Here is a 12,845-nt window from a genome sequence, read left to right on the forward strand (position 1 = left end):
CCGCGGAGCCGGTTCGCCTAGATGGCGCGCGGCAGCACGAACTCGCACCACACCGCCTTCCCGCCGCCCGGGGTCCGCCGGGATCCCCAGTTCGAGGCGATCGTCGCCACGATGGCGATGCCCCGGCCCGACTCGTCCCCCGGCTCCGCGTGCCGGCGGCGCGGGAGGTGGTCGTCGCCGTCGGTGACCTCGACGATGAGGCGGCGGTCGGTACGGCGCAGGCGCAGGCGCATGGGCGGGGTGCCGTGCTGCAGGGAGTTGGCGACCAGCTCACTGGTGGCGAGGACGCCCAGGTCGTGCAGGTCGGCCGGGAAGCGCCAGCTGGTCAGCACGCCGGAGGCGAACGCACGCGCGCGTGGGGCCGCTTCCACTCCGCCGAGGAGTTCCAGGGCCGCGTTGCGGAAGAGGTCGCCGTCGGGGCCCGTGCGGGCCGGGTGCTGGAGGACCAGGACCGCCACGTCGTCGTCGTGGTCGGCCGTGACACCCGCCGTGCGGACCAGTCGGTCGCAGACCACCTGGGGTGTCCCCGTCGCCCCCGCCAGTGCCCGCTCCAGCGACGCGATGCCCTCGTCCAGGTCCTCGTCCCGGCGCTCGACCAGACCGTCCGTGTAGAGGACCGCGGTCGAGCCGGGGCCCAGCGGGATCGAGCCCGACGCGTGCATCCAGCCGCCGGTGCCGAGCGGGGGGCCGGTCGGTTCGTCGGCGCGCAGCACCGTGCCGCTCTCGTCGCGGACCAGGATGGGCAGGTGCCCGGCGGAGGCGTACACCAGCCGGCCCTCGTTCGGGTCGTGGATGGCGTACACGCAGGTGGCGATCTGGTTGGCGTCGATCTCCATGGCGAGGCCGTCGAGGAGCTGGAGCACCTCGTGCGGGGGCAGGTCCAGGCGGGCGTACGCGCGCACCGCCGTGCGGAGCTGGCCCATCACCGCGGCCGCCCGTACCCCCCTGCCCATCACGTCGCCGATCACCAGGGCGGTGCGGCCGCCGCCCAGGGTGATCACGTCGTACCAGTCGCCGCCGACCGCGGATTCGGTGCCGCCGGGCTGGTAGGTCGCCGCGATCCTCAGGTCGTCCGGCTCTTCCAGCTCCTGGGGGAGCAGGCTCCGCTGCAGGGTCACCGCGGTCTCGCGCTGGCGGCGTTCGCTGGCGCGCAGGCGTTCGGCGGCCTCGGCGTGGTCGGTGACGTCGGTGGCGAAGACCAGCACCGCGCCGTCGCCGCCGTCCCGGACGCCGTTCTCGGCGGCCGGAGTGCAGGTGAACGTGTAGGAGCGGCCGTCGGGGGCCCTGCGGGACTTGAGCGTGCGGGGCTTGCCGCTGCGCAGGACCTGGTCGAGGAGGGGCAGCAGGCCCAGTTCGGCGAGCTCCGGGAGGGCTTCGCGGGCGGGTTCGCCGAGCGGTCGCTGGCCGAAGGCCGCGGCGTAGGCGTCGTTGACGTAGGCGATGCGGTGGTCGGGGCCGTGGACGAGGGCGACGAGGGCCGGGACGCGGTCGAGGACCTCGCGCGCGGGGAGCTCGTCGACGGCGGGCACGGACGGTGCGTCGTCGGTCAGTTGTTCGGCGCGGGCCGCGGGCACGGAACCGTCCCCCCGCCGGTCCGGGGTGACCGCGTGCTCGGTCCGCGCTGCGGCGCGGCGCTGCGTTCCGGGGAGCCGGGCGCTCCAGCGCGTGAAGTTCACGAATCCTTGCCTCGTGTCGTCGTGGTCGGCCGGCACCGGATCCGGCCGGGGGTCCGGGGGTCGCCCCCGGAATTGCGGTGCTCGGGAAAAGCCTCATGGGTGCTGAGGGCGGGCGGATGCCCGTCCAAGGTCGTGGGCAGTCGTGGGGCAGTCTGGCAGGCTGGCCGACCGCGGCGACATCCGTCAGACGCCCAAGCGGCTCGGGGAGTTCCTCGGTCCGGTCAGGACGACCCCTTCGGGTCGTCCGAGGGGTCGTGATGAGGCTTTCCACCGGCCGCGAGTTCGAACTCCGCGCGGGGATGTTCGAGCGAGCCCAGGGAGACGATCTCCCGCTTGAAGAGTCCGGAGAGGGTCCATTCGGCGAGTACGCGAGCCTTGCGGTTGAAGGTGGGCACCCTGCTGAGGTGGTAGACGCGGTGCATGAACCAGGCAGGGTAGCCCTTCAGCTTGCGGCCGTAGACCTGTGCTACGCCCTTGTGCAGTCCGAGTGAGGCGACGGCGCCGGCGTAGGAGTGCGCATAGGTGTCGAGGGGCTCGCCGCGCAGGACGTGCGCGATGTTGTCGCCGAGGACCCTGGCCTGGCGGCCCGCGTGCTGGGCGTTGGGCGCGGTCTCCTTGCCCGGCTCCTCGGCCGTGACGTCGGGGACGGCGGCGGCGTCGCCGGCGCTCCACGCGTGTTCCACGCCCTCGACGGTCAGCTGGGCGGTGCACTTGAGGCGGCCGCGGCCGTCGAGCGGGAGGTCGGTGGCGGCGAGGACCGGGTGCGGTCTGACGCCGGCGGTCCACACGACCGTACGGGTCCGGAAGCGCTGGCCGTCACTCAGTACGGCGATTCGGTCGGCGCAGGATTCGAGGCGCGTCTCCAGGAGGACCTGGATGTTGCGGCGGCGCAGTTCGGTGAGGGTGTAGCGGCCCATCTCCGCGCCGACCTCGGGCAGGATCCGGTCGGCGGCCTCGACGAGGATCCACTTCATGTCCTCGGGCCGGACGTTGTGGTAGTAGCGCGTGGCGTAGCGAGCCATGTCCTCGAGTTCGGCCAGTGCCTCGACTCCGGCGTAGCCGCCGCCCACGAAGACGAAGGTGAGGGCCGCGTTGCGGATCGCGGGGTCGCGGGTGGAGGAGGCGATGTCCATCTGCTCGAGGACGTGGTTGCGCAGGCCGATGGCCTCCTCGACGGTCTTGAAACCGACGGCGTGCTCGGCGAGGCCGGGGATGGGGAGCGTGCGCGCGATCGCGCCGGGGGCGAGGACGAGTTCGTCGTAGGTGAGGTGCTCGGCGCCCCTGCCCTCCTCCTCGGTGGCGAGCGTGGTGAGGGTGGCGGTCCGCGTGGTGTGGTCCACGGCCACCACCTCACCGACGACGACATGGCACTGGTCCAGGACGCGGCGCAGCGGTACGACGACATGACGAGGAGAAATCGAACCGGCGGCCGCTTCGGGAAGGAACGGCTGATACGTCATGTACGGATCCTGGGTGACGACAGTGATGTCGACCTCGCCCCGCCTGAGCTCCTGTTTCAGCCTCCGCTGAAGTTGCAGAGCCGTGTACATCCCGACGTAGCCACCGCCGACAACGAGAATGCGCGCACGTTCCTTCACCATCCCATGACGCACCCGACGCTCTTGTTTGTCCACAGCCCCGGCAATTTGTGTGACCGGCGACCAGGTGTTCGCAGCGGCGCCGGAGCTGCCGAAGCCGGGAGAAAGCGGGCAGGTCAGCGGGGGCGGACACGAGGGCGCCAGAGTGCGCAAACGGGACGTATGCGCTCCGTACTCCGATCGGGGGGCGCTCCGTGCGGAACCTGCCCCTTCTGAATTGACTCCCTCTCAACTATGTTCGTGTGTCGACGGGGTGTAGGGGATGTGGTCGAACGGGTCCGCGACGGGCGCTCCCGCTCAGGGACCGGTGCCAGTTCCGCGCACTCCGGATTCAGTGGCGGGGAGTCTCCGGGGGGAGACGTCATTAACCGGGGGAACGCTTATGCATATTCAGGACACGCATTGGTCTTCGGCGAACGCCATCGCACCCGTCGGCGGTGCGATGGGCGCGGCGGCGGGCAACGGACGCGCGGAGGGTTCGCGCACGACGCCGCTGCGGGTGGACGCACAGCGCAATCTGGAGCACGTGCTGCGAGCGGCGCGCGAGGTCTTCGGCGAGCTGGGTTACGGCGCGCCGATGGAGGACGTGGCGCGGCGCGCGCGGGTCGGTGTGGGCACGGTGTACCGGCGCTTTCCGAGCAAGGACGTCCTGGTCAGGCGGATAGCCGAGGAGGAGACCTCCCGGCTGACCGACCAGGCGCGGGCGGCGCTCGGGCAGGAGGACGAGCCGTGGTCGGCGCTGTCGCGCTTCCTGCGCACGTCGGTGGCTTCAGGGGCCGGGCGGCTGCTGCCGCCGCAGGTGCTGCGGGTCGGCGTCCAGGACGACGGCACCGAGGACGCGGGCTCCGGGGCCGAGGAGGCGCGGGTACCGCAGCAGCGGAGCCAGCCGGGCGCCGGTGAGCTGCGGCTGGTGTCCGAGGAGCCGACGGCGGCCGCGGACGACGACGCGGGGGCGGCGGCGCTGCTCGAGGTGGTCGGCCGGCTCGTGGAGCGGGCCCGTGCGGCGGGCGAACTGCGGCCGGACGTGTCGGTGTCCGACGTCCTGCTGGTGATCGCCACAGCGGCCCCGTCGCTGCCGGACGCGGCCCAGCAGGCGGCGGCCTCGGCACGGCTGCTGGACATCCTGCTGGAGGGGCTGCGTTCGCGTCCCGCGTGACCGGTGCGGCTTGTGCGCACGCCGATCAAGTACCGGGCGGGGTCGGCTCGTTGAGCCCTCCCCGTCCGGGTGATGGCCGCCGGCGCCGGGCGACAGGTCCGCTCGGACGAGTGGATGGCTCGTACTCGGAGGTCCTGAACCAAGGCCGGTGTGGCACTCTGACCCGGTGATCGGGTCGGGCTTGCAGGCGTCGGGGGCTTTGCGCGATGAGCGTTGACGGGTGGGACGAGTCCCTCGGTGACGGTGACGCGGACACCGGCGGGCTGACCGCGCCCCAGGTGCCCAGCCAGGGCGGCCCGGCGGACGTACCGCGCTCCGGCGACCGGGCGCGCAGCAGCGTCCCGGCCCAGCGCGAGAGCGGCCCCCTGCCGTCGCGTGAGGCGGCGCCGGGCGACGGCGATCTGATCGAGCGGATGCGCGCGGGCGACGACACGGCGTACGAGGAGCTGTACCGGCGCCACGCGGACGCCGTGCGCCGTTACGCGCGCTCCTGCTGCCGCGACGCCCACACCGCGGACGATCTGACCGCCGAGGTCTTCGCCCGCATGCTCCAGGCGGTGCGCGGCGGCTCGGGTCCCGAGCACGCCGTACGCGCCTATCTGCTCACCTCCGTCAGGCGGGTGGCCGCGCACTGGACGAAGTCGTCCCGGCGCGAGCAGCTCGTCGACGACTTCGCGGTCTTCGCCGCTCATGCCACGCGCGCGTCCGGGGTGCCGGGCGACGGGACACTCGCCCTGGGCGCCGATGTGCGGGCCCTGCACGAGGCCGAGCAGTCCCTGGCCATGCGGGCCTTCCGCTCGCTGCCCGAGCGCTGGCAGGCGGTGCTGTGGCACACCGAGGTGGAGGACGAGTCGCCGAGCGAGGTGGCCGTCCTGTTCGGGCTGGACGCCAACGGCACGCGCGTGCTCGCCAGCCGCGCCCGCGAGGGCCTCAGGCAGGCCTACCTCCAGGCCCATGTCAGCGCCACGCTCGCCGGCGACGCGGAGTGCGCACGCTATGCCGACCAGCTCGGCACGTACGCCCGCCGCAAGCTGCGCATCCGCGCCGAGCGGGGCCTGCGCAAGCACCTGGCGGAGTGCGCCGGCTGCCGGCTGGCGGCCGCGCAGATCGAGGAGGTCGCGAGCGGGATCCCCGCGGTCGTCCCGGTCGCGGTCATCGGCTGGTTCGGCGCCGCCGGGTACGCCAAGGCGCTCGGGATCATCGCCACCGGCGCCGGGGTGGGCGCCGCGGGCGCGGCCGCCACGGCCGGTGCCGGCTCGTCCGGCGGGGCGGGCGGTGGCGCGGCGGCCGCCGAAGGGCTGGCCGGGTCGGTGAAGGCCGGTATCGCGGCCGGTGTGGTGGCGGTCGGGGTCGCCACGGTGGCGCTCGCCCTGCTGAACGACGGCCACCCGGCCAAGGAGGTCGCCAAGCCGTCGTCCCCACCGTCGGTCGCCCAGCCGAATCCGCCGGCCCCCGCACCCTCGGCTCCCTCGACGACGCGGCCCACACCGACGGCACCGGGCGTCGTCCCCGTGGCGGCCCCGACGCCGGCCCCCGCCCCGTCGAGCGCACCCGGGCAGAGCCCGAACCCGACGTCGAGCCCGAGCCGGACCCCGGCCCCCTCGCCGAAGCCGACCCCGCCACCGACACCGCCCTCGACGCCCACCCGCACCCCCGCTCCGCCCACGACGCCCGCACCCCCGCCGGCGCCGGTCGTCTACCAGTGGAGCGGTCTGCGGTACGACATCACCGGCGACGGCAGCAAGCCCGAGATGCGGCTGGCCGAGAGCAGCTGGGTGTGGCGGCGCTACGGGCTGTCCGTCGCCGACAAGCACTACGCGCGCGGTGTGACCGTCCACGGCGCCTCCTCCGTCACCGTCGACCTCAACCGGGAGTGCACCGCGTACGACGCGATGGCCGGCGTCGACGACCTGACCCTGGGACTGGGCAAGGTCTACTTCTCCGTCTACGCCGACGGCGTCCGGCTGTGGCGGTCCGGGATGGTCAAGGGCGGCGCCCCGGCCGTCCCCGTCCATGTGAACCTGGCCGGGCACCGCACCGTACGGCTGGTGGTCGAGCCGCACAGCAACGCCTTCGACACCGGCGCGCTCGCCGACTGGGCCGACGCGAGGTTCACCTGCCGCTAGGGGCGTCGAGTCCGCCGGTGGCGGTGGGACCACGGTCCAGTTCCCGCAGTACGTCGTCCGCGGTGAGGGACGCTCCCCGGGCGCGCTCGGCCGTGTACCGGGCAGGGGTCAGCCGCGCGCGGGCGGTGGCGTCGACGTCCGCCGCGCGGGTGCGCTCCGGCTCGGGGCGTGGGTGGCCGGCACGCCAGTGGTCGGCGGCCGTGAACAGCCGTACCGCACCCGCCAGATCGCCGAGCCGCGCCCGCAGGTCGGCCGCGATGTCCACGAGCCCCGCCGTGATCGACTCGGCGCACCGCCGCCGCACGGCCTCGCGCAGCGCCTCGGCCACGACCGGCAGCCCCTGCTCGGGACCGGACTCACCGGCCGTGATCAGCGCCTCGACCGCGCCCAGGACCGCCATGAACTGGGGCGGGGCGTTTCCGCCCGCCGTCACCCGGCGCGTGGCCTCGAACAGCTCGCGCGCGCGGACCATGTCCCCGGCGTCCTGGGCGATGTGCGCCCGCAGCAGCAGGATGAAGGCCTGGGACTCCGCCACCCCGTACTGGTCGGCCGCCGCGGCCGCCTCGTCCAGGGCGGAAAGCGCCGCCGCCCGGTCGCCCGAGCGGTAGGCGATCTCGGCGAGCCGCGCGATCAGGAACGGCGCTTCGGCGTATCCGCCCACCTCGTAGGCGAGCCGCAGCGCCTCCTCGTACTCGCTCCTGGCCTCCTCGAAACGGCCGCGCGCCATGGCCGCCTCGCCGGCCGCGCTGCACACCTGGGCCCGCATCCAACGGTCCCCCACCCGCCGGCTGAGCACCCGCAGTTCCGCCAGGTCCTCGTCGACGCCCCGCAGATTGCCGGGCGAGTCGACGACCATGTGGGTGCGGTACATCAAGCTGACGCAGACCGCCCAGTCGTCGCCGTGGAGACGGCAGTTGGCGACCGCCGCCGACATGTCGGGGCCCACCTCGGCCGGGCCGCCCAGGTGGTAGACGGTGAGCGGCCAGATGATGCCCGGCAGCCGGGCGGACCGCGGCCCGCCGTGCTCGAAGACGGCCCGCACGCGCGCGATGTACTCCGGGGCCCGCTCGTCCGTCAGCAGATCCGGGGCGCCGGACTCGGACGTCAGGAACATATGGAGCATCCGCAGGTCCATGCGCAGGTCGCGCAGGGGATGGCCCGTCTCCGCGTCGGGGGCCGCGAGAAGGGCGCCGACCGGGTCGGCGCAGGCGGCGAGCCGCTCCCGGTCCTGAGCCGTGGCGTCCTCGGGCAGGGTGTCCAGGGCGACGCCCAGGCGCAGCACGGCCGCCACCCAGTCCACCGACTCCTGGCGGTAGTTGCGCAGCCACCAGAACCAGCCGACCGCGAGGACGAGCGCGCCCGCCGCCTCCTCGTCGCCGTCACGCAGGCTGCGGTCGAGGGCGGCGCGGATGTTGTCCAGTTCGGTCTCCAGGCGGGAGATCCACGGCAGTTGGGCCCCGGACCTCAGCAGCGGTTCCGCCCGCTCGGTCAGCGCGCGCACCCACGCGCGGTGCCGCAGTTCGGCCGCCGCGCGCAGCCCGGGGACCTCGGCGGCGCGCTCGACGGCGTACTCCTGGATGGTCTCCAGCATGCGGTACCGCATGCCGTCCAGGGCGTCCCAGCCGTCCGGCGCGGCGACGACGAGGGACTTGTCGACGAGTGCTCCGATCAGCTCCGCCGCCGGGCCGGTGCACACGGCTTCCGCCGCCGCGAGGTCCCAGCCGCCGGCGAACACCGACACCTCGCGCAGCACCGTCCGCTCCCGCTCGTCGAGGAGCTCCCAGGACCAGTCGACCACGGCACGCAGGGTCTGCTGGCGGGGCAGGACCGTACGGCTTCCGGAGGTGAGGAGGCGGAAGCGGTCGTCGAGGCGGTCGGCGATCTGCCGGGGGGTGAGCAGCCGCAGCCGTGCGGCGGCGAGCTCGATGGCGAGGGGGAGGCCGTCGAGGCGCCGGCAGATCTCGTCGACCGCCTCCTTGTCATGGAGCACGGCGTCGGCGTCGGGACGGACCGCCGCCGCGCGCTCCTCGAAGAGACGGTGCGCCTGCTCGGGGACGAGGGGTTCGACCGGGCGCACCGACTCACCGGGGACGCCCAGGGGTTCACGGCTGGTGGCGAGGATCGTGAGGCCCGGGCAGCGGGTGAGCAGCGTCTCGGCGAGTTCGGCGGCCGCGCCGATGACGTGTTCGCAGTTGTCAAGGATCAGGAGCTGGCTGCGCGGGGCGCAGTACTCGACGAGCAGGGTGACCGGGTCGTCCTGGTGGGTCGCCAGTTCGCTGGTCATGAGGACGGTCTCGCGCAGACCGAGCGCGCTGACCACCGCGCCCGGCACCGCCTCGGGCCGGTCGAGCGGGGCGAGTTCGACCAGCCATGCCTGCGGGAGCCCGGCGGCGGCCTCCTCGGCGAGCCGGGTCTTGCCCGAGCCGCCCGGTCCGGTGAGGGTGACGAGGCGGGCCCTGCTCAATTCGGAACGAACGGCCGCGAGCTCGGGTTCCCGCCCGACGAAGGACGTCAGGCGGGGGCGCAGATTGCCGGTGCGCTCGCGGAACCGGCCGAGGGGGGAGTGCGCGGGAGGCTCCTCCTGCGTGAGCAACTCCGCGTGGAGGGCTTTGAGTTCCTGGCCGGGGTCGGCGCCCAGGCCGTCGGCGAGGGTGCGGCGGGCAGTGTCGTAGGCGGCGAGGGCGTCGGCGGTGCGGCCGGTGTCGCGCAGGGCGCGGATGAGGAGGGCGTGCAGCGGTTCGTCGTACGGATGGGCCGTGGTGAGCTCCGTCAGCTCCGGTACGACCTCGGGCGCGCGGCGGAGTCCGAGGGCGGCGGCCGCTCGGGCCCGGGTCGCCTCCAGGCGCATGGCCTGCGGGCGGGTCGCGGCGGTGCGGTCGGGGAGGTCGGCGAGGGCGGGGCCGTACCAGAGCGCGAGGGCCTCGGTGAGGGTACGGAAGGCGGTGGCCGGGTCGCCCCGGTCCAGGGCGGCGGTGCCGTCGCGCACGAGCCGCTCGAAGACGTGCAGGTCGATGTCGTCCCCGGTCGCTTCCAGGCGGTAGCCGCCGGGGCCGGAGGAGACGGTGTGCTTGCCGACGGTACGGCGCAGACGGCCCACCAGTGCCTGGAGCGCGGCCGGGGCGTCCTGGGGCGGGTCGTCAGCCCAGACCTCGTCGATCAGGGCGTCGGGGGGCGTGGTGCGGCCGGGGCGCAGGGCGAGGGCGGTGAGGAGCGCGCGCAGCCGGGCGCCGCCGAGGGGGATGGAGGTGCCCTGGTCGTCCGTCACTTGGGCAACGCCCAGGATTCTGTACCGCACCGGGTCATTGTCGCCGGGGCGGCGAGCGGGGGCACGGAGTTTCGGGGCGGGGCCGTCCCGCTGCGGCAGTCCGGCGCCGAGAAGCACTCGGCGCGGGTCCGCCGTCGGCTGCTTCAGGGCCACGCCGTCGCCCCGCTCGTCGTACCCATTCGCGCGAACTCCCAGCGCCAGGTGCCCACCGAGTCGGCGGTGACCGCCGCCTTCGGCTTCCCGGCGCTGTCGGTGATCACCGTCTTGCCGGTGCATGGTGCAGGCGCCCATCCCCGCCGCGCAGCGGCCCCCGCCCCCCGCTGCGGCGTGATCCCCGCCGGAACCGCACGCGCGCGTGCCGGGGTGCCCGTCCGACACGTGCCCCTACGCGCCAGCAGCCGGCGCAGCCACAACTCCAGGGAGACCAGACCCGCCAGGCCGTCCAGCGGCAACGGCTCGCCCGAAGCCGCACCGCACAGCGCCAGGCGGACCACCCGGCCGCCATCCACCGCAGCCCCGTGCCCTACCCCCGCCGCGCGGCAGCCCCCGCCCCCAGCGCCCCCGCTGCGGCGTGATCCCCGCCGGAACCGCACGCGCGCGTGCCGGGGTGCCCGTCCAGCACGTGCCCCTACGCGCCAGCAGCCGGCGCAGCCACAACTCCAGGGAGACCAGGTCCGCCAGGCCGTCCAGCGGCAGTGGTTCGCCCGCGGCCGCGCCGCGCAGTGCCTTGCGGACCACGCGGGCCTCGATCAGGCCCGCTTCCGCGAGGAGGGGGGTGGTGAAGAGGGAGACGAGGGAGTCGGCGGCCACGCGCAGGCCCGTGCGGGCGGCGGCGGCCGAGGAGGCGTGGGAGGGGGCGCCCCAGCCGGGCGGGAGGTCGGTGACGCCGGCGCCCTCCAGGACCGTACGGAGGATGGCGGCGCGGGCGCCGGGCTGGACCCTGAGGGCCTCGGGGAGTTCGCGGCAGGCGCGGACCACCTGGTTGTCGAGGAACGGGGCGTGCAGCCGCTGGGAGCGGATCTCGGCGGCCTGTTCCAGCACCCGGATGTCCGCCGCGTGCCGGGCCAGTGCCGCACGCGCGCGGTAGTCGCCGGGCCGCTGGCCGGGGCCCACTCCGGAGCGGTTCGCCGAGCTCTGGAGCAGAACCGATACTTCAGCCAGTGCCTCTCCGGTCAGCCAGCGCGCCGCGGGCCCCGGTCTGGCCCAGGTGAGCGCCGCGAGGGACGCTCCGACCGCGCCTCCGGGTTCGTCGAACCGTCGGCGCAGCAGGCGTTCGGCGAGCACTTCCACGCCCGCCCGGTACGGCGTCCGCGCCAGCCGCCGTGCCGCGCTGTACACGCGCGCGGGGACCAGCACCGAACCGTCAGCCTTGGCCAGTGCCGCGACCGGACGCACAAGGTGGCGCCGTTTGCGGTCCATCAGCAGGTCCGCCAGGCGGGCCGGGTGGGCGTCCAGGACCTGGCGGGCGCCGTAGCCGGTGAAGTGGTCCGCGCTGCCCGATGCCAGCCGCGCCCGGTGCCGGGCCGCCAGGACCAGCGAGGGTGCCGGCTCGTCCGTGAGCGGTCCGTCCAGGTCGGCGTACGGCAGTACCTCCTCGCCGCCGGCCACCACGACATGGTGCAGGCGCGGGTTGGACGCGAGGCTGCCCGCCCGCTCCAGCTCGGCCTCGCGGCCCCCGACGGCCAGGTCGTTGAAGGTGACGGCCAGCAGCCGCTCACCGGCGCCGGTGCCGTGGCCCAGGATCGTGCCCGGCATGCCCGGGAGGCCGGCGGCCAGCAGGGCGAGCGTTCCGGAGGCGGGGCCGCCGCTCAGGTCCGCGCCGATCCCGGGTACGGGCATCCCGCGCGCGGCACGCCGTTCGGCCGGGCCCATGCCGGGCACCGGGCCGGGGTCGATGTCGGGGACGTGCCGGGGTGCGGACAGACGGGCGCGCACCGCCTCCACGAGCGCGTCCCGCACGGCGTCCACCGCCCTGTCCGGGTCGGCCGAGGGCGCCGCCACGGCGAGGGAGGCGACCGGCTCGTACCCGGCGATCTCGCGCGCGCCCGCACGCAGGATCAGGGCATGTCCCGGCGGAACGCGCCGCACGCCGTCGTACGGCGTCGAGTCGTGCAGCACGGCCGGTACGTCGGGAGCGGCGAGCAGCGCCGCGAGGTGGCCGAAGTCGAGGTTGGCCTCGATGAGGTCGGCGAGCGGCAGCGCGGCCGTCGCGTACGCGGTGCCGCCGGCCCAGGGGGTGTAGAACACCGGGCGGGCGCCGGCGAGATCGCCGCAGACGGTGACGCGGCGGCCGACCTGGACGACGGCCGTGTAACTGCCGGACCAGGCCGTCAGATGCCGAAGTGCCCCGCCGCGCGCGGTGAACAGGCCGAGCCGCAGCTCCTCGTCGGAGGCACCGCAGGTGCCCAGCACGGCGACGCGGTTCTGGGCGTCGGCCTTGACCACGCGCACCTCGTCCGGGCGCCAGTCACCGACCGCCCACAGGGGATCGGGGTCACCCCACAGGAGCTGGGAGCCGATCGGGTGCACGGTCTCGCCGTCGTGCCCTGTCGCGCCCGCGGAACCGATCTCGGCGGCACCGGCGGCGGCGCTGCTCCATCCCACCAACCACCGCATCGACGCCTCCACAGGCTGTGGACAACCAGTGCACGGTACGAACCGGTTCACCATGCTGCCATGAAGAACGCGCCCTTGAGGTGCGGCGGCGCCTCCTTCGGCCGATGGAATGCGCCCACGCGCGCGTGCCCGTGAAGAAGCGAACCCCCGTACGACACAAGGGAACTGCGACTCGAATGCGCCCCCGGAACGCTCCCCTAAAACGCCCTTCACGCCCTCAAGTCCCGTGGTAGGAGCGGTAATCACCCATAAGAGGCAGGGTCGATTTTCGGCCAAATCACGGGCGCGGGAACGGGTTTGAGCACGCTCCGTACAGGCTCGGCGCGGCGCGCCGACAGCGCACAGTCCGGGAGGCGGGCACCGCCTCCCGGACCGGTCCGCCACCCGCGGGGATGAAGGTGGCGGTGT

Annotated in this window: 6 protein-coding genes; 2 read left to right on the forward strand and 4 right to left on the reverse strand. The window is 74.5% G+C overall.

What is annotated here, in order from left to right:
• Window positions 1–17: 17 nt before the first annotated feature.
• Entirely contained in the window at window positions 18–1,676 is a 1,659-nt protein-coding gene (locus N8I87_RS19050; protein ID WP_263210337.1) for a SpoIIE family protein phosphatase, read from the reverse strand.
• 221 nt (window positions 1,677–1,897) lie between these two features.
• The gene (locus N8I87_RS19055; RefSeq protein ID WP_263210338.1) at window positions 1,898–3,277 is read right to left on the reverse strand and encodes an NAD(P)/FAD-dependent oxidoreductase; all 1,380 of its coding nucleotides are present in this window, start codon (window positions 3,275–3,277) and stop codon (window positions 1,898–1,900) included.
• Between the two features lie 379 nt (window positions 3,278–3,656).
• Between N8I87_RS19055 and N8I87_RS19060 the strand changes: the two genes are divergently transcribed.
• Window positions 3,657–4,430: a TetR/AcrR family transcriptional regulator gene (locus N8I87_RS19060; RefSeq protein WP_263210339.1), complete on the forward strand. Its 774-nt coding sequence runs from the start codon at window positions 3,657–3,659 to the stop codon at window positions 4,428–4,430.
• Window positions 4,431–4,636: 206 nt separating this feature from the next.
• The gene (locus tag N8I87_RS19065) at window positions 4,637–6,556 is read left to right on the forward strand and encodes a sigma-70 family RNA polymerase sigma factor (RefSeq protein WP_263210340.1); all 1,920 of its coding nucleotides are present in this window, start codon (window positions 4,637–4,639) and stop codon (window positions 6,554–6,556) included.
• Here N8I87_RS19065 and N8I87_RS19070 read toward each other — a convergent pair.
• Both N8I87_RS19070 and N8I87_RS19075 read right to left on the reverse strand, forming a co-directional pair.
• Window positions 6,543–9,851, reverse strand: coding sequence for an ATP-binding protein (locus N8I87_RS19070; protein ID WP_263210342.1), 3,309 nt, complete (start codon window positions 9,849–9,851; stop codon window positions 6,543–6,545). The genes N8I87_RS19065 and N8I87_RS19070 overlap by 14 nt on opposite strands.
• Window positions 9,852–10,205: 354 nt before the next feature.
• Window positions 10,206–12,437, reverse strand: a complete 2,232-nt coding sequence (locus N8I87_RS19075) for an asparagine synthase-related protein (RefSeq protein WP_263210343.1) — start codon at window positions 12,435–12,437, stop codon at window positions 10,206–10,208.
• Window positions 12,438–12,845 lie beyond the last annotated feature (408 nt).

This window comes from Streptomyces sp. HUAS 15-9, assembly GCF_025642155.1.
In the GTDB taxonomy this organism is placed as follows: domain Bacteria; phylum Actinomycetota; class Actinomycetes; order Streptomycetales; family Streptomycetaceae; genus Streptomyces.

Coding starts and splice junctions, on each gene's coding strand:
- N8I87_RS19075 (WP_263210343.1), bottom strand. CDS start 12,437: ATGCGGTGGTTGGTGGGATGGAGCAGCGCCGCCGCCGGTGCCGCCGAG.
- N8I87_RS19065 (WP_263210340.1), top strand. CDS start 4,637: ATGAGCGTTGACGGGTGGGACGAGTCCCTCGGTGACGGTGACGCGGAC.
- N8I87_RS19055 (WP_263210338.1), bottom strand. CDS start 3,277: ATGGTGAAGGAACGTGCGCGCATTCTCGTTGTCGGCGGTGGCTACGTC.
- N8I87_RS19060 (WP_263210339.1), top strand. CDS start 3,657: ATGCATATTCAGGACACGCATTGGTCTTCGGCGAACGCCATCGCACCC.